General features: G+C 51.3%; 22 protein-coding genes, 2 rRNA genes and 1 pseudogene. 20 read left to right on the top strand and 5 right to left on the bottom strand.

Annotated elements, in window-relative coordinates:
• The 4 genes and pseudogenes from KQX66_RS03280 to KQX66_RS03265 form a co-directional block, all read left to right on the top strand.
• Positions 1-127 (top strand): 23S ribosomal RNA (locus KQX66_RS03280); the annotation flags it as partial.
• A gap of 69 nt (positions 128-196) precedes the next feature.
• Positions 197-313 (top strand): 5S ribosomal RNA (gene rrf, locus KQX66_RS03275).
• A gap of 557 nt (positions 314-870) precedes the next feature.
• Positions 871-1255 (top strand): annotated as a pseudogene (locus KQX66_RS03270) (CatB-related O-acetyltransferase); the annotation flags it as partial.
• A 122-nt stretch (positions 1256-1377) separates the two neighbouring features.
• Entirely contained in the window at positions 1378-2265 is an 888-nt protein-coding gene (locus KQX66_RS03265; protein ID WP_216789618.1) for a Vgb family protein, read from the top strand.
• Between the two features lie 99 nt (positions 2266-2364).
• On the opposite strand, the gene KQX66_RS03260 is transcribed toward KQX66_RS03265, so the two are convergent.
• Positions 2365-2904, bottom strand: a complete 540-nt coding sequence (locus KQX66_RS03260; protein WP_216789616.1) for a hypothetical protein — start codon at positions 2902-2904, stop codon at positions 2365-2367.
• A 408-nt stretch (positions 2905-3312) separates the two neighbouring features.
• Here KQX66_RS03260 and KQX66_RS03255 point away from each other — a divergent pair, with 408 nt between their 5' ends.
• The 9 genes from KQX66_RS03255 to KQX66_RS03215 are packed head-to-tail and all read left to right on the top strand — an operon-like array spanning position 3313 to position 11978.
• Entirely contained in the window at positions 3313-4137 is an 825-nt protein-coding gene (locus KQX66_RS03255; RefSeq protein WP_216789614.1) for an ABC transporter permease, read from the top strand.
• Between the two features lie 15 nt (positions 4138-4152).
• Positions 4153-5193, top strand: a complete 1041-nt coding sequence (locus tag KQX66_RS03250) for an ABC transporter ATP-binding protein (RefSeq protein ID WP_216789612.1) — start codon at positions 4153-4155, stop codon at positions 5191-5193.
• Positions 5194-5225: 32 nt separating this feature from the next.
• Complete coding sequence (locus tag KQX66_RS03245) at positions 5226-6422, top strand: extracellular solute-binding protein (RefSeq protein ID WP_216789610.1); 1197 nt, start codon at positions 5226-5228, stop codon at positions 6420-6422.
• Positions 6419-7300, top strand: coding sequence for an ABC transporter permease (locus KQX66_RS03240; RefSeq protein WP_216789607.1), 882 nt, complete (start codon positions 6419-6421; stop codon positions 7298-7300). The genes KQX66_RS03245 and KQX66_RS03240 overlap by 4 nt, the downstream gene beginning before the upstream one ends.
• An 11-nt stretch (positions 7301-7311) precedes the next feature.
• The gene (locus KQX66_RS03235; RefSeq protein ID WP_216789605.1) at positions 7312-7794 is read left to right on the top strand and encodes a hypothetical protein; all 483 of its coding nucleotides are present in this window, start codon (positions 7312-7314) and stop codon (positions 7792-7794) included.
• Complete coding sequence (locus KQX66_RS03230) at positions 7775-8770, top strand: CehA/McbA family metallohydrolase (RefSeq protein ID WP_216789594.1); 996 nt, start codon at positions 7775-7777, stop codon at positions 8768-8770. Before KQX66_RS03235 ends, KQX66_RS03230 begins: the two co-directional genes overlap by 20 nt.
• Positions 8771-8816: 46 nt before the next feature.
• Positions 8817-9530, top strand: coding sequence for a glycerophosphodiester phosphodiesterase (locus KQX66_RS03225; protein ID WP_216789582.1), 714 nt, complete (start codon positions 8817-8819; stop codon positions 9528-9530).
• 30 nt (positions 9531-9560) lie between these two features.
• Positions 9561-10583: a LacI family DNA-binding transcriptional regulator gene (locus KQX66_RS03220; RefSeq protein WP_216789580.1), complete on the top strand. Its 1023-nt coding sequence runs from the start codon at positions 9561-9563 to the stop codon at positions 10581-10583.
• Positions 10584-10616: 33 nt separating this feature from the next.
• Complete coding sequence (locus KQX66_RS03215) at positions 10617-11978, top strand: MATE family efflux transporter (protein ID WP_216789578.1); 1362 nt, start codon at positions 10617-10619, stop codon at positions 11976-11978.
• Positions 11979-12053: 75 nt separating this feature from the next.
• On the opposite strand, the gene KQX66_RS03210 is transcribed toward KQX66_RS03215, so the two are convergent.
• Positions 12054-12425 (bottom strand): helix-turn-helix domain-containing protein, encoded by a 372-nt coding sequence (locus tag KQX66_RS03210; RefSeq protein WP_216789575.1) that lies wholly within the window; start codon positions 12423-12425, stop codon positions 12054-12056.
• Positions 12426-12607: 182 nt separating this feature from the next.
• Between KQX66_RS03210 and KQX66_RS03205 the strand changes: the two genes are divergently transcribed.
• Positions 12608-13594, top strand: a complete 987-nt coding sequence (locus KQX66_RS03205; RefSeq protein ID WP_216789573.1) for an asparaginase — start codon at positions 12608-12610, stop codon at positions 13592-13594.
• Between the two features lie 246 nt (positions 13595-13840).
• On the opposite strand, the gene mmuM is transcribed toward KQX66_RS03205, so the two are convergent.
• Together mmuM and KQX66_RS03195 are read right to left on the bottom strand one after the other, a co-directional pair.
• Entirely contained in the window at positions 13841-14782 is a 942-nt protein-coding gene (gene mmuM / locus KQX66_RS03200) for a homocysteine S-methyltransferase (protein WP_216789571.1), read from the bottom strand.
• A gap of 53 nt (positions 14783-14835) precedes the next feature.
• A complete protein-coding gene (locus tag KQX66_RS03195) occupies positions 14836-15459 on the bottom strand; it encodes a GntR family transcriptional regulator (RefSeq protein ID WP_163859467.1) in 624 nt (207 codons plus the stop codon).
• Positions 15460-15735: 276 nt separating this feature from the next.
• On the opposite strand from KQX66_RS03195, the gene KQX66_RS03190 reads away from it, so the two are divergent.
• From KQX66_RS03190 to KQX66_RS03170, 5 genes are all read left to right on the top strand, one after another.
• Entirely contained in the window at positions 15736-16941 is a 1206-nt protein-coding gene (locus tag KQX66_RS03190) for a cystathionine gamma-synthase family protein (protein WP_216789569.1), read from the top strand.
• A 13-nt stretch (positions 16942-16954) separates the two neighbouring features.
• Positions 16955-17995 (top strand): homoserine dehydrogenase, encoded by a 1041-nt coding sequence (locus KQX66_RS03185; RefSeq protein ID WP_216789566.1) that lies wholly within the window; start codon positions 16955-16957, stop codon positions 17993-17995.
• A 51-nt stretch (positions 17996-18046) separates the two neighbouring features.
• Positions 18047-19492: an aldehyde dehydrogenase family protein gene (locus KQX66_RS03180; protein WP_216789564.1), complete on the top strand. Its 1446-nt coding sequence runs from the start codon at positions 18047-18049 to the stop codon at positions 19490-19492.
• A 217-nt stretch (positions 19493-19709) separates the two neighbouring features.
• A complete protein-coding gene (locus KQX66_RS03175) occupies positions 19710-21128 on the top strand; it encodes an amino acid permease (protein ID WP_216789562.1) in 1419 nt (472 codons plus the stop codon).
• Complete coding sequence (locus KQX66_RS03170; protein ID WP_216789559.1) at positions 21125-21967, top strand: YitT family protein; 843 nt, start codon at positions 21125-21127, stop codon at positions 21965-21967. Before KQX66_RS03175 ends, KQX66_RS03170 begins: the two co-directional genes overlap by 4 nt.
• A gap of 58 nt (positions 21968-22025) precedes the next feature.
• On the opposite strand, the gene KQX66_RS03165 is transcribed toward KQX66_RS03170, so the two are convergent.
• Positions 22026-23210, bottom strand: a complete 1185-nt coding sequence (locus KQX66_RS03165) for an MFS transporter (RefSeq protein ID WP_308647086.1) — start codon at positions 23208-23210, stop codon at positions 22026-22028.
• Between the two features lie 189 nt (positions 23211-23399).
• Between KQX66_RS03165 and KQX66_RS03160 the strand changes: the two genes are divergently transcribed.
• Entirely contained in the window at positions 23400-23864 is a 465-nt protein-coding gene (locus KQX66_RS03160) for an Lrp/AsnC family transcriptional regulator (RefSeq protein ID WP_216789554.1), read from the top strand.
• Positions 23865-23925 lie beyond the last annotated feature (61 nt).

Below are 23925 nucleotides of genomic sequence, written 5' to 3'. Positions count from 1 at the left end.
AGCCCCCCTCAAGATGAGATTTCCCAGTATGTAAGACCCCTTGTAGACGACGAGGTTGATAGGTTCGGGGTGGAAGCACGGCAACGTGTGCAGCTGACGAATACTAATCGGTCGAGGGCTTATCCAAAACCATAAGCTAACCATTGAAGTTGAATAAATTTCGCATCTAGTTTTCAAGGTACAAGCCTTGATTATGTTTGGTGATGATGGCGGAAGGGAACCACGCGTACCCATCCCGAACACGAACGTTAAGCCTTCCAGCGCCGATGGTACTTGGACCGCAGGGTCCCGGGAGAGTAGGACGTCGCCAAGCAGTAACCCCATTCGGGGGTTATTTTTTTTATAAACTTCGGAATTTATCCGAATTCTGATATTCCCCCCCTCCCCCGTGATATTGGATAAAAAATGATCGGCGGCATTACCCATATCGGCAACAAAAAGAAGATCGCCGAACACCTCCAGGCCATTGGGCTGTGCACCTCCTTTGATATTTGCATTTATGACTACCCTCCTTCGAGAATTTGTCAATCACGAATTTATATTCGTAATAGTCGGTTTTCAAGACTTTTTAACTGAATAAATGGAATTGATTATATGTAAGGCGTGTGGTAAAGTTACTACAAGCATTAACGAAAGGGTGACTCAAAAGCCAATGATCTACTAATCCTATCTTTTCCAAGAAAAAATCGTGATACACGATGCTTTCAGGATAGGATTAGCATGGGCTTTTTTGCATGTGCAAAGAAGAAGAACGACTCTTCATGTAAAGGATGAGTACGTCTTTTTTTGACCGTATGTGCCTGCCTCCTATCCGAACATCGGAATAGGAGGTTTTTTGCGTTTATCTTCTTTCTTTAGCATCAAATTTTCTTGTACCATTATGAGGTCATCGGGACAAAATTGATCATAGCAAGCTTTGTTCCATTGCTCCCGAGGTCAGATTTATGATGGATGGCGGGAACCACAGAATGGACGAATCAACTTTTCCATTCAACATTTTTAGAAACGGGTGGAAAAAAAATACGCCATCTTTGGAACAATTGCCGATTAAAGGAGATACGATCGTTGGCAACGACGTCTGGATCGGCAGACGTGCAACCATCATGCCGGGCGTGCGTATCGGCGACGGAGCAATTATAGCGGCTGAAGCCGTAATCGTAAAGGATGTCGAACCTTATACCATGTCGGTGGAAATCCTGCAAGGGAGATACGGAAGCGTTTCTCGCCGGAGGTGATTCAGGAACTATTGGACATATAATGTCGGGATTCCGACATCGAACTCATCAACCGGTATATTGGCGCAATCGTAAGCGGAGATATGGATACGCTGAGAAAAATGAAACAGCATCTTTGATGCTTGATGGGGAGGTCAATTGTATGAGGTTTACGATACACGAATATGCGGTCAATGGACAAAATTCAGGGCCCTACGGAATAACCGCCGGAAAAGACGGGGCGATGTGGTTTACGGAACAGAAGGGAAATCGAATCGGACGAATCCATGCCGAAGGTGAAATATTTTCATTTCTCGTTCCGACAGCTAATGCAGGAGTAATGTCCATCGTTTCGGATCGGACCGGCGACTTATGGTTTACAGAATATCGTGCAAACAAGATCGGGAGAATGTCGATGGACGGTCATTTTGCCGAATATGACCTTCCTGCCGCGGATTCCGCGCCTTTTGGCATAACGGAAGGTCCTGATGGCGCCATGTGGTTTACCGAAATGAATAGCGGCAGAATCGGAAGGATAATAAAATCAGGGGAAATCACGGAGTTTGAATTGCCTCATCCCAAAGCCTTTCCCTCTTTTATTACTCCGGGTCCGGACGGGGCATTATGGTTTACACAGAATCAGAGCAATACCATCGGGAGAATCACCACCGGAGGCGAGGTAAAGGAATATTCGATTCCAACGCCTAACTCCGGGCCTGTCGGCATTACGCCCGGACCTGACGAAGCATTATGGTTTGTGCAAATCATGGGAAATAAAATCGGTAGAATGACGTCCTCGGGCGAGGTTAGCGAATTTGTTATACCGACGCCGAATGCCCGGCCTCATGCGATCCTTTGCGGGAGAAACGGGGATCTATGGTTCACGGAATGGGGCGGTAACCAAATCGGCCGAATTACAACGGAAGGGGTTATTACAGAATACGCAATACCGGCAAAGAATGCTGAGCCCCATGGTATCGCAATGGGTCCTAACGGCGATATTTGGTTTGCTGAAGAGTGTAATCAGATCGGACGTCTGGTACTTAACTAAAACTTTTACAGCCAATCGCGGCAGCCTGGGCTTATCAAAGCCCTTGGCTGCCGCTTTATCATATTAATCTAGCGTTTGCATGAACGTTCGCATAATCTATCAGAGAGTGATTCTTTTGTTGGGATCAATTCCTATTATTTCTGAAAATTTGTCCGCAAATAACTTCAAGTCGTTCACATTATTTTCAAAAGTAACAATAGCTGTATCGCCATCTTTATTCGTGTAATTAATGACGAAAAAATGACGAATTACTTTTTTTCCTTTTGTCCCTACACCGCTTAAGCCACCGACGATAGCCCCCAAACCACCAAGAAGAATCCCGCCCACCACAGCACGGCCGATCACGCTTTTTTCAATTTGCTTAACATCCTCTTCGGAAAGTGCTGCGAAATTTATGATTCGATCGTTCGGAACTTCGAAGTTTCCATTTTTAGATTCAATCACTACTTTGTCTGGGCAAGCATAAAGCCATGTCGCTGTTCCCTGTGGAATAGGTAATCCTTCAATGTGAGAAACATATATGGATTCAACTGCATTCAGTTCTTCCATCTTATTTCGATAGTTGCCTCTGAATTTTCTAAGTTTCATCATTCCTAACCACAGTAACACTAATATGACTACAGTAATAGCAATTCCCAAATTAATCCACCTCCTGTATGGGCATTATTTCCTACATTATACACGATTTTCGTGAGAGAGATCATTTTTTTCACATTTATATTCGGGATGCATTCGTTCGGAGATAGAAGAATTTTCACTTTTCTTTTCAATTTGCCTATAAAGACATTGCGATTTTATCACAACTCCTAACCCCCTTTTACAAATCATTTAAAAGATCATGAACTCCCGTTTACAATTCTATCGATCGAATTTTACAATCGTCTTCTATTCTTAAAATAGAAATTGCGAAGCAGGGAGGCTGAAAAGTTAAGCATATGTTGTTACGGTCAAAATTGGTATCGATACCAGAGTGCAGCTGTGAAGTAGGCGCTTTTTATTTTTCGAAAATTGGTATCGATACCAATTTCGTGAGGAGGTGAAAATTCCATGAGTTGGTACTTCAAAAGCTTGGGAAAAAGAAAAATCGTCGAGTTTGTCGTTTTTGCCCTGTTCGTCTTCTTTTTTCTGGGACCGCTAATCAATTTGGCGCTGCTCGCCTTTTCGGGAAAGTGGCAGTACCCGGCGGCGCTGCCGCAAAGCTGGTCTCTAACCTGGTGGAAATTCGTATTGTCCCAGCCTGAAATTTTAAAGTCGATCGGCTTGTCTTTTCTGATTGCTTCCGTCGTCACGGCGCTGTCGATTGTCATCTGCGTTCCCGCGGCCTATGCTTTCGCGCGCATTCAATTTCCGTTCAGCCGTTGGTTTCTATTCTCGTTCCTGCTGACCAATGCGTTTCCGAAAATGGGCTTATATGTCGCCATCGCGGTGCTGTTTTTCAAGGTCGGCTTGATGAATACCTTTGTGGGCGTTGTTCTCATTCATGTGATTAACACCTTGATGTATATGACATGGATTCCGGCCGCTTCGTTCAAGAGCGTGCATCAGGCACAGGAAGAAGCCGCAAGAGACGCGGGGGCGGGCCCGTTTCGCGTGTTCTGGAATATTACGCTTCCGATGGCGCTGCCGGGCATTATTGTAGCTTCGATCTTTACGTTCCTGTCCTCTTTGGACGAAGCGCAAGGAACGTTTATGGTAGGGATGCCCGACTTCAAAACGATGCCGCTGATTATGTACGGAGCGGTACAAGACTATCCGGCAACGGCCGGCGCCGTATTTTCCATTATTTTGACGCTGCCTACCATTATTTTGCTGATGGTATCACGGCGCTTTGTCAGTGCGGATGTGATGTCCAGCGGCTTCACCATGAAATAGCAAGGAGGCAGGACGATGACTACTCCAGTTCAATTATCGATTCGAAATTTATCCAAACGTTACAAAACAGGTGAAGGCGTGACCGGGATATCGTTCGATATCCATCATGGAGAACTTGTTACTTTGCTGGGCCCGTCGGGCTGCGGCAAAACGACGGTGCTCCGCTCGGTCGGCGGATTTCTGGAACCGGACTCCGGCGATATTCTGATTGCGGGCAAGAGCGTGCTGCATCTTCCCCCGGAGAAGCGTCCGACCGCGATGGTGTTTCAAAGCTACAATTTATGGCCGCATATGAATGTGTTCGAGAATCTGGCCTTTGGCCTGAAAATCCGCAAAATGAAGAAGGATCAAATTCAAGAAGCGGTGGACCGGGCACTCAAGCTCGTCCGGCTGCCCGGCGCGGAGAAGAAACGGCCGACCGAGCTGTCGGGCGGACAGCAGCAGCGTGTGGCCGTGGCGAGAGCTTTGCTGCTGGAACCGGAGGTTCTGCTGCTGGACGAGCCTTTCTCGGCGCTGGACGCCAAATTGCGCGCAGAGCTCCGAGAGGAGCTCCGGGAAATCCAATCGTCGACGAAGCTGACGATGATGTTCGTCACGCACGATCAGGAAGAGGCGCTGTCGCTGTCCGACCGGATCATCGTCATGAACCGCGGTCATATCGAGCAGTCCGATTCGCCGCAAGCCATCTATGACGCTCCGCAGACGCTGTTTGTCGCGAATTTTATCGGACGCATGAACATGCTGGAGGGGGTGGCGCATAACGGAAGCATTACGCTGCAAAACTTGGAGCTTCCCGATTCCAGACATCTGCACGGAGATGTCGTGATCGCGGTCCGGCCGGAGGACGTCCGATGGAAGGATGCGTCGTTCCCCGGTCTGGCGGCCACCGTAAAACAAGTGATGGTGCTCGGGCATTATGCTGAGATCACGCTGCTAACCGAAGCAGGCGTCCTGCGCATGTTCCTGCCCCGGGAAGAAGCCGTTGAACTGTCCGGCGGACAATCGGTTTCGCTTACGTTTTCCAAGCACGCTGCTTATCCTAAAATTTCGGCATAGCTGCCGGCCCAACTTCAAGGAGGATGTCTACCATGAGTATCCATTTCGGCGGTTTCAAGCACAAGGGTAAAAGTTTCGTTCTTGCTTCTCTCTCGGCGTTTACGCTTCTGGCGGGTTGTTCGGCGGGGGCGGGAGGCGGGGTTAACTCTGCGGCTCCTGCCAAGAATGAAACGGCTGCAGCGGCAAACGGCGGTACGACGGAAATTGCGTTTTATTTCAGCGGATCGCAAAACGTACAGGAACTATGGAAACATCTGAAAGACATGTATGAGAAAAAACAAGATAAGGTGAAGGTCAAGCTCGTCTATATTCCGTCCGGACAAGGCGAACAGGCGACCATGAACCGTATTGTAGCCGCCAAAAAAGCGGGGAACAACACGATCGACGTGGATCTGTACGAAGCCAATGGTGGGTCTGATTTAGCCGCCGACAAAAAGGACAATGTCTTCGAGCAGCTCGACGAGAAAAAAATCCCGAATCTCAACTTGATGAATCCGGCGAATATGAAGGATGCGGGCTACAAAGTGGTGCCTTACCGCTCTTCCTCGGTCCTTCTTGCTTACAACAGCGCGAAAGTGCCGACGCCGCCGAAAACGCTCGATGAGCTGTACGACTGGATTCGCAACCATCCGGGCCGATTCGCTTACAACGATCCGGCTACTGGCGGTTCCGGCGCATCGTTCGTGATTACGGCCTTGTACAAGTCTCTGCCGGAAGAGGCGATCCATAATGAAGATAAAGGAATTGAACAGGAATGGGGTCCGGGCTTCGAGCTGCTCAAATCGTTATCCAAAGACATGTACCAGCAGGGCGTATATCCGAAGAAAAACCAAGGGACGCTTGACTTACTCGCTAACGGAGAGGTGGACATGATTCCGGCTTGGTCCGATATGGCGCTGGAGCAAATCAACAAGAAGCTGCTGCCCGAAACGACGAAGCTTGCGCAGATCGAGCCGGCATTTACCGGCGGACCGGGAAGACTGGCCGTACCGAGCATGTCCCAGCATAAAGAAGCGGCTTACGACTTCATTAATTTTGTGCTGAGTCCGGAAGCGCAGGCCGAGGTTGTCAATAAAATTTACGGTTTCCCCGGTATCGAATGGTCGCATATGCCTGCCGATCTGAAGAAAAAGTTCGAAGGCGTGTCCGTTAACTACCGCTCCTTTAATCTCGGGGAACTGGAAGCCAACGCGATGAAACGTTGGCAGAAGGAAGTCGCCGGTCAATGAGCACCCAGTCGCTGGTCACCGGAAAATCGTTAAGACCAGCCTTGTTCGGACGCGGAGCGGGACGTTCCGCGCTCGGACTGGTCATGGTGCTGCCATCCTTTTTGCTGCTGCTCTTGATGATTGTGGTGCCGATCTTCACGTCCGTTCAGGAAAGCTTGAGCGGACGCGACGGCCGGTTTACGTTGGAGCATTACCGCTTTCTGTTTACCGATCCTGCCATGCTGGCGAATATCAAATATACGCTTTATTTGACGCTGGTTTCGTCGGTGCTGGTGCTGCTTATTGCTTATGTGCTTGCCGTGTTTTTACGGTTTAGTACAGGCATTCTCGCGAAGTGGATTGAACGCCTCTACTATATTCCGATGTTCATTCCGTCGGTGATCGCCACATACGGAATTATGAATATGTACGGCAATCACGGCTGGCTGGCCCGCATCCTGCTGCTGTTCACCAATGAGCCGATGATGAAAGTGCTCTTCGATTTCAAAGGGCTGCTGCTCGCTAATTTATGGTTTCATATCCCGTTCGCCACCATGCTGCTCAGTTCCGCGCTGTCGGGTATTCCGAACGCCGTCATTGAAAGCGCGAAGGACGTGGGAGCGGGGAAAATTCAAGTTTTCACTCGCATTATCGTTCCTTTATCGTTCAAGTCGCTGCTGGTGGCTGCCACATTCGTCGTGATGGGCATTGTCGGAAGCTTCACGGCTCCGTTTCTAATCGGCCCGAATGCGCCGCAAGTGCTCGGGGTAGCGATGCAGCAGCAGTTTTCGGTCTATTTTGAAACCGGCATTTCCAGCGCATGCGCCGTATTTATGTTTGTTCTATGTTCCCTCGTCGGCTATTTCTATATTCGCAGCATGATGAACGAAGAAAAGTGAGGGGATGTTGTATGAAAGATCAGCTCATCGTCGAAGGGAAGCTGACTCCGCTCAGTTCGAAAACGCATATTACCTATCAGTTTTATATGCCTGAACCCGAGGAATGCCTGGTTATTGATTTTCGCTACAGCCCTAAAAAATTGGACGACCCACGCGCCTCCCGCGAGCTGATTGAAGACGCGATCGACCGGTATGTGAACCCGTCTTTACAACCCGTCTACAAGGAGCAATGGGAAAAGTTCGTTCCGCTGCAAAATCTGCTCACGCTATCGATCGACGACCCGGAAGGATTCCGGGGATCGGCGCACCGCCATCCGAACGAGCAGCATCATGTCTTGTCGCGGGAGGAAAGCTCTCCGGGCTTCATTGCTGGCCCGATTCAAGAAGGGATTTGGCGGGTTACCCTTAGCGTTCATTGTGTCGTGACCGAAACATGCCATTATACATTAAGCATCCGGGGAGGAGCGTCGGCGCATGAACTGGCTTCCGTTTGAACTGCATACCCACACGCCTCACAGCGACGGCATCCATACGCTGCACGATATGTGCAGGAAAGCGGCAGAACTTGGTCTCCGTGGCATTGCCTTGACGGATCACAACACCACATCGGGGCTGGCCGATGCGGCCCGGGTGACGGATGAGACCGGAATATGCATCGTACCGGGGATGGAATGGACGACCTTCTACGGACACATGCTGACACTTGGCGTGCCATATTGCGAATGGCGCGATCTGGGCCCGAAAGATATTTTGAAGGGCATTGACCGGATTCACCGGCAAGGGGGCGTGGTCGGCATCGCGCATCCGTTCAGTATGGGCAGCCCGATTTGCACGGGATGTCATTGGGAGTATGACATCCAGGACTGGCATCAAATCGACTATATGGAAGTATGGCACGAAACGCTGCCTCCGCTGCGTAACCATAACGCCCCGGCTTTCGAGCAATGGACGAGTTTGTTAAATCAGGGAGTGCGCATCGCCGCTACAGCCGGCCGGGACTGGCACCATTCCTCTGAGAATAGCGATCCTCCGGCTTTTACGTATCTGGGCATCGCCGGAGATGATCGCGCTGTCACGACGGAAGCCGTAGTGGAGGCGATTCGTTCAGGGCGCATTTGCGTGAGCATGGGGCCGCTCGTCACGCTGGAACTGAGGGCAGGCGGACAGGCTTATGGCATTGGCGATGTCGTTCCACAAGCAGCGGGAGAATCCGCCGAGGTTTCGATTCGAGTGCATGCCCCGTTTCAGACAAGCGGACGAAATTTGCTGCAAGGACCAAGCTATAAGTTGATTGTCGAATCGAACCTGGGGGAGCTGTGCCGCGGCACCGTAACGGAAAGTGAAGCGGCGTTCTCCCAGACCATTTCCAGCAAAGGGCTGACCTGGCTGGGGGTTCGCCTGCATGGCTTGCTAGGCATGGCGTTAGCAGATGTCGCTTTTACGAATCCGCTTTATTTTGAAGCGAGGTAACGGCAGCGAAGCGATCACACAAAACAACGCAGGAGGCGTGCAGGTTATGAATATGCCCCTAATTATCGCGCATACCGGCTGCGAAGGTACGCCGGACAATACTCTGGAGTCGGCTATCGTCGGACGGAGGGCAGGCGCGGAGGTGCTGGAAGTCGATGTAAGAGCGACCAAGGATGGCGTATGCGTGCTTTATCATGACGATAATCCTTGGATCTCCGAGCTTACTTACGCCGAATTGAAGACAAGGAATCCCTTTATGCTTCCGGCAGGACAGGAGCTGGAACGGCTGGAGACGGTGCTGCTGGCTTTTAAAGGGCAGCCGGTCTTGTTTAATTTGGATATCAAGACCGATGCCGCAGCGCTTCCAACCATCGAGCTGCTGAACGCATTGAAGATGTGGGAGCAGATTTATTTTACGGGCGAAACAAAAACGATTACAAATCTTCCCTATCTTGATAGAGTAATGTGGAATACGCCGGAAGTGTTAAAAGAGATGGACGGCGTCGCTTATAAAGCCGCTGTACATAACCTGTGCAGCATGGCCCAGCAAAAAGGATTCGCCGGAATCAACGTGGACTATCCTTCGTGCCGCGAGGTTCTGGTGCAGTGCGCCCACGAACACGGATTGCTTGTTTGGGTATACACCTTGCCCGATAGCCGGATGTTTCCGGCTTATGCCGAGATGAAGCTGGACGCGATCTCCACGCTGGTCGTGAGCTCCACTGCGGCTTTGCGGGAGCGGATGTACGCGGCGCTCTGAATTATTGTTTTGAAATGAGGACATCAACGTATGGGCGTGAAAATCAAGGATGTGGCACGTGTGGCGGGTGTTTCGGTCACGAGCGTGTCCAGGGTTTTGAATAAGGGCGAGCATGTGAGCGAAAAGCTTGAAAAGAAAGTGCGTCAAGCGATCGAGCAGCTTAATTATTCGCCCAGTTTGATTGCCAAGAGTCTGAAACGGAATAAAACCAATCTGATCGGAGTTATTATCCCCGATATTACGTCCAACTTCCAGGCGACAATTCTGAGCAACATCGAGGAGACTTTGGGGCGCAAAGGCTATAACCTGCTTGTTTCCAACATTGTCGAAGATACGGATAAGGTCGTCAAATATTTGAATGTGTTTCAGGAGATGCGTGTGGACGGCATAGTGCTCATGCATGAAAAGCTGAACGATCATATCCGGCTTTTTTTGCAAAAAAATCAAATTCCGCTGGTGGTCCATGCTGAATTGGGCCTGAATCTGCCGACGGTGATGATAGACGATTTCAAGGCCGCTTACGACGCCACAGCGCATCTCATCCGCAAGGGTCATCGGCGGATCGCGATGATTGCGGGGGACATGCGGGACTTATGTGCGGGAAGAAAGCGCTACGAAGGGTATCTCGCCGCTTGCAAGGACTACGGCATTACAGTAGACGAATCGATTATCCGCTTCGGTGATTACAAGCTGGCCAGCGGCTACCGGTTAATGGGCGAACTTCTGTCCGAAGCCGGCGGTTCGTTTACATCCGTATTTGCGGCGAGCGACGATATGGCGGTTGGCGCCATCAACTGTATGGCGGATCATCAATTGCGCGTGCCGGATGATATATCTGTCATAGGCTTCGACGGCAACCAAATGTCCGACGTGATCCGGCCGAGGCTTACGACCATCCAACAACCGATGGACAAAATAGGACAAGCGACCGTCGAACTGCTCATGGAGCTTATCGAGCAAAACGATCATGCACAGCGGTCGCACCCGGCAAGAACGATCATGCTGGAGCACGAACTGGTGGAGAAAGCCAGCTGCCGTGACATTCATGAATGAGGTGGCTTCCTGAAGAGCTAGAAGGCGGATGGTATGGAAAAACAGCAAGATAAACGGTTTACCTTATTTCGGTTAATGGGTCCCATTTTCGTGGAACAACTGCTTCAAACCATTATATTGAATATAGACACGCTGATGCTCAGCAACTATTCGGATCGTTCGGTGGCCGCCGTGGGCGTGGCCGCTCAAGTGTTAACTGTGGCCCAATTGATGTTCGGATTTGTTACCGTAGGGCTCAGCGTGCTGATTTCGCAATTGCTTGGTGCGGGAAAAGAACGAGAAGCCGCCAGAATGGCTTCGATTGCGCTGGGGATGAACCTTATGCTAGGGCTCGTCGTCAGTCTAGCTTTATTTATTTTTGCCAAGCCGTTATTGGGCTTGATGAAGCTGCCGCCGGAGCTGATGGGGGACGGATATACGTTTTTATCAACGGTGGGGATGCTTTCTTTCACCGTAGCGATCATTAGTACGGCAGATGCGGTGCTGCGGATGCACGGTTTTCTGAAGCCGATGCTTCTGCTGTCTTTCTCTGTCATTATGATCAATATTGCCGGGAACTTTTTGTTCTTATACGGCCCTTTCGGTATTCCGGTTCTAGGTGTGGAGGGGGTTGCTTTGGCGACCAACGCCAGCCGGGTATTCGGGGTAGGCCTTGCGCTATTTCTGCTGATCAAGTATTTACCGTATCCTCTTTCCTGGAAGGACATGTTTCGGCTGCCGGTCAACGAAGTGAAGGAAATGACCAGAATTGGCATTCCATCGGCGGGGGAAAACATTTCTTATAACGCTTCGCAAGTTTTTATTACGTATTTTGTTACGATGCTGGGCACTTCGGCGCTGACGACCAAAATTTACACCCAGAACATTACTACATTCGTCTTTTTGGTTTCGGTCTCGATCGGACAAGCGACGTCGATGATGATTGGCCGTTTGATTGGGGCAGGTCAGCATGATTCCGCTTATCGTATGTGCTATCGGAATTTGCGTATCGGATGGGCGATTAATTTTGGCATAGGCTGCTTGCTCGTCATTTGTTCCCGCCCGTTGCTCGGCTTGTTTACGAACGACCCGGAAGTGATCCGGCTCGGGCAAACCCTGATGCTGCTGTCGCTGCTGCTTGAAGCGGGGCGCGCATGCAATGTGATCGTCATCGGAGCGCTGAATGCTGCCGGCGATGTTAGATTTCCGGTGGTTGTGGGACTCATTTCCATGTGGGGGCTTAGCATTCCGTTGGCTTATCTTTTTGGGATCGTTTGTGAGCTGGGCATCCCCGGAATATGGCTTGCTTTTATTGTCGACGAATTTCTGCGCGGCGCGAGCATGCTGCTGCGCTGGCGTTCCCGAAAATGGCAGCACATCCGGTTCGCGTTGCTTAGCGGATCGGCGAAGATGTAATGGAGCTGAGGGCTTAAACTTATCAAGCTTAGCCGTATTCCCTAGAGGGGGCGGCTAAGCTTTTTATTGTTCGCGTCAACCGTTCGTGTCCAGCTTGCGCTTCGTGCGGATAAACGCAATGCACTGCTTGACTTCTTCCTCGTTGAGTGGCGCTCCGTCCAGAATTAGCTCTACATCGAACCGCGTACGCGCTTCGGTTAATTTCAGTTTATCGTGCAGCTCGACCTTCCACGCTTTCGGATAAAACGCCGGATTGTCGATTCGGCCGAGCAAGTAGTCCACGGACGTTTCCAGCAGGTCGGCGAGCTTCTTTAACGTTTCCAGCGGCGGTTCCCGATACCCCGATTCATAGCCTGCGTAGGTGCTTTTTGCAATGCCGAGCCGGTCGGCTGTATATTGTAACGACCATTTTTTGCTTTTTCTCAGTCGGGATAGTCGTGTCAGCATGGAAAATACCTCCTCATACCCATCCATTATAACACGTTCTGTTCGCGTAACGCATAAGAATATTGTTGTTTTTCGCAAGTCTATTCACTATAATGAGAATATGGTCGCGTTACGCGTACTTTTTCGGATGGATTATACTAGGTCAGTATAGTCCGCTCAGATGAAAGGGTGCTTGGATAGATATGAAAAAAATACTGCTGCTATCGACCGGAGGAACCATTGCTTCCGTTCCGGGCGAAAACGGGCTGGCTCCCAAAATGAGTGCGGACGAGCTTCTGCATTATTTGCCGGAACAGAACCGGTCCTATCAGGTGGAAACCAAAATTATCATGACGATCGACAGCACGAACATGCAGCCCGAGTATTGGGTCACGATCGCCAAGGCCGTCTACGAGCATTACGATCAGTACGACGGTTTTGTCATTACCCACGGGACTGATACGATGGCGTATACTTCCGCTGCGCTTTCGTACATGCTGCAGAATCTGGGGAAGCCCGTCGTCATCACCGGCTCCCAAGTGCCGATTGTGTACAAAAGAACCGATGCGAAAAAAAATATTATCGATGCGATCCGTTTTGCCTGCGAGCCTGTGGGCGGGGTCTACGTTGTGTTTGACGGGCGCGTTATCATCGGTACAAGAGCGGTGAAGATGAGGACCAAAAGCTACGACGCGTTTGAAAGCATTAATCATCCTTATATCGCTTATATCGAGGAAAGCATTACGTATCATCATCCGGTCCGGACGGTGCGGAGCAAGGAGCCGGGTCTGGATTGTTCGCTTTGTCCCGACGTCTTTTTGTTAAAGCTGCTTCCGGGGACGAAGCCGGAGCTCTTCGATTACCTGAAGGGGCTGTACAAAGGCGTTGTGATCGAAACGTTCGGGAGCGGAGGATTGCCGTTCCAGGAAAGAAATCTGATTCCGAAAATCAACGAGCTGATCGATGCGGGGATCGCGGTAGCTCTCACGACGCAATGTCTGGAAGAAGGGGGAGACCTGGGCCTGTATGAAGTCGGGCGGAAGGTGAATCAGGACCTGATTATTAATTCCAGAGATATGAACACGGAGGCAATTGTTCCTAAATTCATGTGGGCGCTGGGGAAAACAACCGATCTCACCGAGGTTAAGAAAATCATGGAAACGGTGATTGCCGGCGATACGACGCCCTGACACGGGATGGAGTTCAACGTTTCACAGGTTAATCGCTGCCGTTGGCGAGTGGGGAAAATAGGGCCGCGGCCATATAGGTTAGTATCTTCTGTAGGCAGGAGTTCGGTATTTGTACTGAGCTCATGCCTTTTTTTTGTCTTTTATTCGAAGCGCGCTGCGGCCTTTGATCATAAAAAATGCACCTCCAATTGTTAGGGGGGCTAACAATCGGGGTGCAATCTGGCTGATCCGGCTCCCGGCGCAACGTCAGCCGGTATTTCTTGCCCAGGAGAAGATGGAGCGGATATCGTCGGGAGTGGTGCGGCAGCAACCGCCGATTAATCGGGCTCCTTGACCGTACCAGGCTTTGGCACTGCAGCCAAGGCTTTCTTCGGACGCCGCTCCATGCCAGGTGCGCGTGCCGGCTGCATACTGCTCGCCGGAATTCGGGTAAACCAGAATAGGTTTCTGTGTTTTCTTTCCGATTTCATGGATGAGCGAAGGGATATACTTAGGCGGGGTGCAGTTAACGCCCAGGGCCGCAATCTGGCGCTGCTTGTCCAGCCACTCGGCGCATTCGTCCATACGCTCCCCACTGCTTATACGCTCTCCGTCTTTGGCGCTGAAGCTCATCCACGCACACATTTGCGGAAACTCTTGCAATAACGCAACGATCGCTTTCGCCTCCAGAAGGCTGGGGATCGTCTCGCAAGCGAGCAAATCGGCTCCGGCTTCGACCAGCGCTTTAACCCGCGGCCGATGAAATTCAATGAGCTCCCGTTCCGTCAGCCTATAATCGCCCCGATATTCTGACCCGTCCGCCAGATAGGCTCCGTAAGGGCCGACGGAAGCGGCAACGAGGGGCCTGGGCCTAGCCGATTTGTCCTTCCATGTATCCCAGAAAGCATCCCGCGCCCGTACCGCAATACGTACGGAATTTTGAATCAAATCGGTCGCCTGGGCTTCGCTGAGGCCCTGTTTGACAAAGCCGTCAATGCTGGCCTGGTAGCTTGAAGTGATGGCGCAATCCGCTCCGGCCTCAAAATAATCGGTGTGTACTTTTCCTATTAATCCAGGGTTCTCCATCAAGATTTTGGCGGACCACAAAGGATCGTCGATATTGCAGCCATGGCGTTCAAGCTCGGTTGATAAGGCCCCATCAAGGATGATGACAGGAAAGTCCTTGAGGATGCGCTCTATTGGGTTCAATTTCTTGCACCTCGCCCAGGGGATTTGTTGTACCGGTCTGCTGTGTTTAGCAGCTAGATCATATCCGTATAATTGATTTTCCAATGAACATTCTTGATGAACGCTTCGACCCCTTGGGTATCCTTGGCTTTAAAGTATTGGATAATTTGCCGGTGCTCCTCATTCATTTGAGCCAAGACGGCAAACAATTTTTCCTTGTCGTCGCTTAAATAAATTTGCCTGACGAAGCTGTGCTGTAAAGAATTCAGCAGGTCGATCAACGAACTGTTGTTGCATTTCAATAAATATACTTGATGAAACTCGTTTTGATGCGTCTGGTAATCCGAAAAATTGTGCTGCTGTATGGCGATGTCGATCTGATCGGCCAATCGGGTCATTCTGGCGATATCTTCATCCGTGAGATAGTCGACCGACAAGGAAGCGGCCAACGCATCAAGCACGCCGACGATCTGGAACACATCCAATTTTTTTTTCGTATCGATTTCTTTGACAATAAAGCCTCTGCGTGGAATATTCTCCAGAAGATTGTCCGATGCCAGCTGAATAAGCGCTTCCCGTACCGGGGTCCGGCTTACGCCCAGCTTTTCGCAAATGGAGGCTTCATTCACTTTCTGATTGGGCAGCAGAGAACCGTTCTGGATTTCCTCGGCTATATAATTGTAAACGTGATCTTTCAACGATTGATATCTGTGAACCGTGATACCCGAACACCCCTTCCGCCGTAAGTTTTTATACAATATACAATATTTTTTCAATTCGTAATCATAGTAGCATTGTAAGAAATTTTAATCAAGAAGCAGGCGTCCAATGTGAAAGCGCTTTATTTTTTTTGTTGATTTTTAAAAAAAGCCATGTTATGATCTGAATCACAATGTATAAAGTATATTGTATACAAAAACTATTGTAAAAATAGTAATTAGGCCGGAATGAACCGGAAGCAGGAGGGGATCAAGATGAACGCGCATATAGGTACCAAATCAGTATGGGCGGGTGAAAAAGAGTTCAGGGTTTTCGGAGGGACGCAAGTTCCTGTCGTCATGAGTGTGGCTTACGATTATCAGGATGTGGATGAATGGTACGACGTGGCGCTGGGTCTCAAGCCGGGCTATACGTACAACCGCATGTCCAATCCAACCGTGAAAGCGTTTGAAGAGAAGATAAGAATGCTGGAAGGGGCCGAAGCGGCCATCGCTTTTTCCTCGGGAATGGCGGCCATCAGCGCCTCTTTGCATACCTTTCTCAAGCCTGGAGACCGGGTTGTATCCGTGAAGGACACGTACGGGGGCACTAATAAAATATTTACGGAGTTTCTGCCCCGCATGCATGTTCAGTCTGTGCTCTGCAATACGGAGGACTATGTGGAGCTTGAAGCCGAAATCGCCAAGGGCTGTCAGGTAGTTTACCTAGAATCCCCGACGAACCCGACGTTGAAAATTACGGACATTGAGCGGCTGGCGAAGGCCGCCAAGGCGGTGGGGGCTCTGGTTATGGTGGATAATACGTTCGCCACGCCGATTAACCAGAATCCGCTGAAGCTTGGGGCCGATCTCGTCATTCATAGCGCAACCAAATATTTAAGCGGCCATGCCGATGCGATGGGCGGCGTGGTGTGCGGTGCGGCCGGGCTAATGGAGAAGGTCTACCACTACCGGGAAATCAATGGAGCGGCATTGGACCCATGGGCGGCTTACCTGATTATCCGAGGGATCAAAACACTACATCTGCGCGTACGGCAGCAGACGCAAAGCGCGATGGCGATCGCCCGGTATTTGCAGCAGCAGCCGCTGATCGAGGCCGTGAACTACCCGGGGCTCGAGACGCATCCCCATCATGACGTAGCCAAGCGGCAAATGAACGGCTACGGGGGCATTCTAAGCGTTGTATTAAAGGGAGGCATGGAAGCCATCAAGCTTCTGCTGCACAAATTGCAATATGCGAATCGGGCAGGCAATCTGGGTGCTGTTGAAACGATCTACGGGCCAGCGAGAACGACAAGCCATGTAGAATGCACTCTGGAAGAACGCCAAGCGCTTGGCATTTCGGAAGGCCTGCTTCGCATCTCGGTCGGCATTGAGGATACCGAGGATTTGATCGCCGATTTGGCTCAAGCGCTCGCACATGTGGAAGCCAATTTGCCGGTAAGCACTCATAACAAGTAAGGAGGAACGAGAAATGACACTGAATATCGCACTGCTTGGCTTCGGCGTGGTAGGACAAGGCTTGGCGGAAATTTTGGAGGATAGGCGGAAAGAGCTGGCTGACCATCTGGGATTCGAGGCAAACGTCGTGGCGATTTCCGACAAGATGAAGGGCTCAATCTACCATCCCGGCGGTTTGAAAGCAGCGGAAGCTCTTCGGGCGGTCAAAGAAACGGGGAGTCTGGACGCCTACCCGGAGGAGCCGGGCCTGATCAGGGGCTGGGACAGCTTCAGGACGATCCGGGAAACGAATGCGGACGTCATTGTTGAGCTTACATTTACGGATGTGAAGACCGGCCAGCCCGCGATTGACCACTGCCGCGCCGCCTTCGAATGCAAGAAGCACGTCGTTATGAGCAATAAGGGGCCCGTCGCGCTCGCCTACAAGGAATTGTCGGAGCTCGCCCGCCGGCATGGAGTGCGCTGGGGCTACGAGGGAACGGTGATGAGCGGCACGCCTGCGCTTCGCATGCCTATCGTTGCATTGGCGGGCAACCGCATCGATGAAATCAAGGGTATTCTCAACGGAACAACGAACTATATGCTGACCCGGATGGAAGCGGGAATGAGTTATGCGGAGGCATTGGTCGAAGCCCAGACATTGGGCTACGCGGAGGCCGATCCGACGAACGATGTGGAGGGCTACGACGCCCAATATAAAATTACCATTCTGGGCAATATCGTCATGAAGGCCCCGCTAAGACGGGAGGACGTAGCCGTTCAAGGCATCAGCAAGCTGACCCCGGCCGATATTCAGCGGGCCAAAGACGAAGGAAAGCGTTGGAAGCTGATTTCCAGATGCTCCCGGGACGGCGATCGGATTACGGCCAAGGTAGGCCCGGAAATGCTGCCGCTTGAAGACCCGCTGGCCGGCGTCGGGGGCGCGGTTAACGCCGTCACGTACGATTGCGATTTGGCCGGCCCCATCACGCTGATGGGAGCGGGAGCCGGACGCAAGGAGACTGGCTTTTCCATCCTGATCGATTTAATTAACATTCACCGCAACCAATTGTAAGCAGCCGATCCGGCAGTCCTCGAAAACCAAACAAAGGATGAGGTGCAGAGCATGATCATGGAAACGATGACGAAGAAGAACAAAATGTATTTGGCCGGCGAGTGGGTTCATCGGGAGAAGACGCTGCCTGTAAACGATCCGCAGGACAACCGCTTGATTGCGACCGTGCCCGCGGCTTCCGCAGCGGATATGATATATGCCATCGAACAGGCGAAGGAAGGATTCCGCATATGTTCGGAGATGCCGGTTCATGAACGGATCGCCGTTCTGCACCGGGCTGCCGATTGGATCAATGAAAAACGCGAAGCCTACGCGATTACCATCGCCTCCGAAGGCAGCAAGACCATCAAGGAGGCGCGCAAGGAAGTAAGAAGATGCGTGGAAACGCTGCGAATCAGCGCCGAGGAAGCCAGACGCTTGAATGGGGAAACGATTTCGTTCGATCAAATGCCCGGCAGCGAAAACCGGCTGGGCTATTATTACCGTTTTCCTATCGGCATCATCGGCGCCATCACTCCGTTTAACGATCCGCTGAATCTCGTTGCCCATAAAGTTGGTCCCGCTATAGCGGCAGGCAACGCCATCATCGTGAAACCGGCGACGGTTACGCCGTTAAGCGCCCTTATGTTGGCCGAAGCGTTCGACCATGCCGGACTGCCGGCAAAAATATTGTCCGTGATTACGGGAAATGCGGGTGAAATAGGGGATGTGTTGGTAACGCACCCGGATGTTAGAATGATTTCCTTCACAGGTGGTTTGGCCACTGGGAAGGCGATCATGCAAAAGGCTGGGTTGAAAAAAATGAGCATGGAGCTGGGGTCCAATTCGCCGGTTATCGTACTGAATGATGCGAATTTCGACGATGCCGTGGAATCCAACGTTTCCGGAGCTTTCTGGGCGGCGGGACAAAATTGCCTGGGCGTGCAGCGGATATATGTCCAAGACGGCGTATACGACGCCTTTGTTTCGAAGTTTGTGGAAAGAACCAAGAAGTACAAGACCGGTGCCAAGCAGTCCGAGCAGACGGATATGGGGCCCATGATCAGCGAAAAAGAGGCGAAGCGTGTGGAGCAGTGGGTACGGGAGGCGGTCGAACGCGGAGCCAGACTGCTCTGCGGGGGGAATCGAAACGGTGCTTTTTACGAGCCGACTGTGATGACGAACGTTCCGGAAGATTGCAGGATCGTGAAGGAAGAGGTATTCGGTCCGGTTGTCTCCATCTTCAAGGTGACCGGTCTGGAAGAGGCGATTGAAAAATCGAACCGTGTGGATTACGGACTGCAGGCCGGGATTTTCAGCCGGGATATCGATAAGGTGTTCCGCGCCGTACGCAAGCTGGATGTCGGCGGGGTGATGGTCAACGACAGCTCGGATTACAGAATCGATGCGATGCCGTTCGGCGGAGTAAAGGGATCCGGCATCGGAAGAGAAGGCGTCAAATTCGCCCTGCAGGAAATGACCGAGCCTAAGGTTGTTTGCTTCCGGTTGACACCGTAAGAAAGCATTCTTACGGTGCACCTCTTTATCGATAAATGCCATGTCAAAATGAAAGCGATTTCTTTATTCTGGTATGCTAGTAAAATGCTTTAATTTCTGTTATCTATAAGATGGAATCAAGATCATGCCCAAAGGTGAAAATACGGTATTACTTGCGAGGAAGAGGATAAGCTACGATCCCGGAAACGGCCTAACTTGGACAAGGGAGAGAAGAAGGATGAGCGGCATGGACGATAACAGACAAAATCGTTTGAAACGAACGATGAAAAGCAGACACTTATTTATGATTTCTCTTGGCGGGGTTATAGGAACGGGGCTATTCTTAAGCACGGGTTACACGCTGAATCAAGCGGGCCCCGGAGGAGCCATTCTTGCTTATTTGGTCGGCGGACTTATTATGTACCTGGTTATGCTTTGTCTTGGCGAGTTAAGTGTAGCGATGCCCGTCACAGGCTCCTTCCCCGCTTATGCCGCCCAATTTATCGGCCCTGCTACCGGGTTTGCCGTAGGCTGGCTTTATTGGCTGACTTGGGTGGTAACGGTGGGGTCCGAATTTACGGCAGCCGGGCTTTTGATGCAGCGATGGTTTCCCGGGGTATCCGTTTGGATATGGAGCGCTCTGTTTGCCGTATTACTGTTTGCGTTAAACGCTTTTTCAGTCAAATTTTTTGCAGAGTCCGAATTTTGGGTGGCCGGATTTAAAGTTGTCGTTATTGTTTTGTTTATTCTGCTGGGCGGCGCGGCTATGTTTGGGATCATCCCTATGAAAGATCAGGCAGCCCCGATGCTGAGCAATCTTTTTGACCAAGGCGGTTTGTTCCCGAATGGGTTTCTTCCAGTGCTGTTCACCATGATTTCCGTGAATTTTGCCTTTTCCGGGACGGAGCTGATCGGAGTTACGGCTGGGGAAACGGAAAATCCGGACAAGGTGATCCCGAGATCCATTCGTACCGTCGTATGGCGGACTATGTTCTTCTTTATCCTTGCCATCTTCGTATTGGCCGGGCTTGTCCCCTGGCAGGAAGCAGGTGTTGTTGAAAGCCCTTTTGTTCTCGTGTTCGACAAAATTGGTATTCCTTATGCCGCCGATATTATGAATTTTGTTATTTTGACGGCGCTTTTATCGGTCGGCAATTCGGGGTTGTATGCTTCGACGCGTATGCTCTGGGCCTTGGCGGAAGAAAACATGATCAGCCCATGGCTCGGAAAAACGACAAAAAGCGGCGTACCGCTGAACGCGCTGATCATCAGCATGCTGGTGGCCTGCCTGTCGCTTCTCTCCAGCGTCATCGCTGCGGATACCGTCTATGTTGTGCTTATCGCCATTTCAGGCTTTGCCGTCGTCGCCGTTTGGATGGGCATCGTCGCTTCACAGTTTATGTTCCGCAGGCAATTCCTGAGGAACGGGGGGGATATCCGTAACCTCAAGTACCGTACTCCCTTGTACCCGTTCGTTCCGATTTTGGCATTTGTCTTGTGCTCTGTTTCCTGCATCGGATTGTACTTCGACCCGGAGCAGCGAGTCGCCTTGTATTACGGTATTCCGTTTGTGGTGCTGTGCTATTTGATTTACTATTTGAAAAACAGAAAGAAAAAAGGTGCTGCGCTGCGGTCATCTGGCGGTGGGCCAGAATGAAGGAGCATTTCAAGAACGGTGCTGCGATATGCATCGGCTCGGCAGTCATGGGCTTCGGCATCAATTATTTTAATACGGCAAACGGGCTGGCCGAGGGCGGCATTACCGGAGCCAGCCTCTTGCTGAAGTACATGTTCGGCTGGGAGACGGGTTTTACGAATTTTGCGATGAACCTGCCTTTGTTTCTTGTCGGCTGGAAAGTACTGGGACGGAAATCGTTTGTATACACGGTCTTTGCCACGCTTATGTTTTCACTGTTTGTCTACATCTTCCGAGGGTTCCGGTTTCCGATGAACGACTTGCTCCTAGCTTCCTTATATGCTGGCGCTACGGTGGGAGTGGGGTTAGGTATTGTTTTCCGTTATGGAGGAACGAGCGGAGGAACCGATATTCTTGCCCAGATGTTCAAAAAGTTTTGGGGATGGCCCATAGGAAGAAGTGTGTTTCTATTCGACAGCCTGACGATCCTTCTTTCCCTGATCTATTTGGACCGGGAAAGGGCTATGTATACGATTGTTGCCGTATTCATAGGCTCCCGTGTGATCGATTATGTAGTTGAAGGGACGGCGAAAGGGAAAGCGGCGTTTGTTGTGAGCCGGTATCCGGAGCTGATATCGGAGCGGATCCATCAGGAACTGGAAAGAGGAACCACCTTTTTTTACGGCAAAGGCGGCTATAGCGATTCGGATAAGAAAATTGTTTACTGCGTCGTCAGCCGCTCCGAAGTTAGCCGTTTAAAGAAGCTTGTTATGGAAACGGATCGGCAGGCCTTTGTCATCGTGAACGAGGTGTTCGAAGTGATCGGGGAAGGCTTCACCCCCGTGCAGGAGAAGCTGTAAGCGGCGAAGGCAGTCCTCCATGTTGGAGAACTGCCACAAAAGTGCCGGTTCGTTTGCTTTACTTCGACAGCACGGCCTTCGACGAGGCGGTTCTGCCCAGCGAAAACGACAGCCATGCGAAGAAAAGGCCAAGGAGCACGGTCGCTCCGCCAACCCAACCGAGAGGGGCGGCCGTATAGCGGTCCACGATCAGTCCGCCTGCGCCTGCTCCGACAGCCAGCCCGAGCTGAAAGACGGAAGTATTGACGCTCAGGGCAATTTCGGACGAGTGCGGGGACAAGGTGATCAGGTAATACTGCTGGGCAGGTACCGTCGTCTGCACGGCACCGATCCACACCATGGTCGCCAGCATCGCCCCGATAACAAGCTGGGCTGCGAAGGGAAAAGCGATCAGAATCGCGGCATGCAGAAGCAGGCTCACGTACAGCGTGGGCCGAATCCCCCATTTATCGGTGGCGAATCCTCCTATACGCGATCCTGCGGCGCTGGCGAGCCCTGCGAGCAACAGCGTCGTGCTGACAAGCGCCGTGGACATCCCCGCTGCGGATTGCAGGAGGGGCGTAATGTACGTATACACGGTCGAGTATCCCGTCACGAACAGGAATGAGATCAGCAGCGCCGTGACGACCCGGCTGTTCTTGAGCGCAGCCAATTGGGTTCGCAGCGGGACGGTTTCTTGCTTCGGCAGCTTGGGAAGGTACGCCATAACTGCCCAAGCCGCAACGATGCTGCACGCCGCGATGATCAAAAATACCGAACGCCATCCCCACAACTCCCCGGCCATGGTGCCTGCAGGGACCCCCAGAACGAGCGAGACGCTAAAGCCCATGAGAATCGTTCCGATCGCGCTTCCCTTTTTCTCCGGCGGAGCCAGATTGGCCGCAGCGGCGAGCGCCACCACCGTGTAGACGCCTCCGCTTAACCCGAGCAGAATTCGGGAGGCCATTAGCACCGCAAAGCTTGTGCTGAAAAAAGCAAGCAGATTGCCTGCAATAAAGAGGAGAAGAGCTGCCGCGAGCAGCTTTTTTCGCTCCATCCGGGCGGTGAAGGCGATCAACAGCGGCGAGCCGAAGGCAAACGCAAGAGAGAAGCCCGTGACCAACTGCCCGGCGAGGGAGAGCGGCACCTGCGTATCCTTGGCGATCATGCCGATAATGCCGGTAATAATCGACTCTGCCGTCCCCACCATAAATTCCCCTAGAGCAAGCAAATAAATTCCGATATAGCGAGACAAACGCTTCACTCCTTGCATGAAAAATACTGTTTTTTATTTTGCCGATTCCCGCGCGGATGCGACAAGCGATGTACTAATGACATTTTACAAAAACGATTTTATAATTTACATACATGAATAAAGGTATTTGCTCCTCATCAATTTAACGATTGAAGTTAATTCGCGATTTTCACTTATATATTTGAAAGGATGATTTGGATGGATCAGGTGGACTACAAAATCTTAAGCCTGCTGCACGAAAATTCACGCATTCCGATGGCGGAGCTGGGGAGGATCATCGGGATGACGCAGCCGGCCGTGAAGGAGAGAGTGAGGAAGCTGGAGGAGCAAGGCGTGATTACGGGATATCACGCGGCGATCTCCATGCCGAAGCTGGGCAAGAACACGACGGCCTTCGTCATGTTCCGGACGAAGAAATGCGCCGCTTTTGTCGAATTTTGCAGGCAGTCGCCCGAGGTGACGGACATGTACCGGATTAGCGGGGAGTACAACTACATGCTGAAGGTCGTTACTGCAACGACCGAGGAGCTGGTGGATTTTTCGGAAAGATGCGGGGATTTCGGCTACTCCTATACCTTGATGATGCTCACGGCGCCGTTCGAGCAAAAGATGATGATCGGGGAACCGCCAATCGTCGAAACGGCGGAGTCTTCTTCAAACTAACGAGGCGCGGCGGGAACGCTTCATCTGATGAACAAAAAAAGCTTGGCCGTTTTCCTTTGCA

It is taken from the genome of Paenibacillus oleatilyticus, from assembly GCF_018998565.1.
GTDB lineage: Bacteria > Bacillota > Bacilli > Paenibacillales > NBRC-103111 > Paenibacillus_G > Paenibacillus_G oleatilyticus.
Note: the sequence above shows the minus strand (reverse complement) of the source record. Positions and strands in the feature narration are given on the sequence as shown.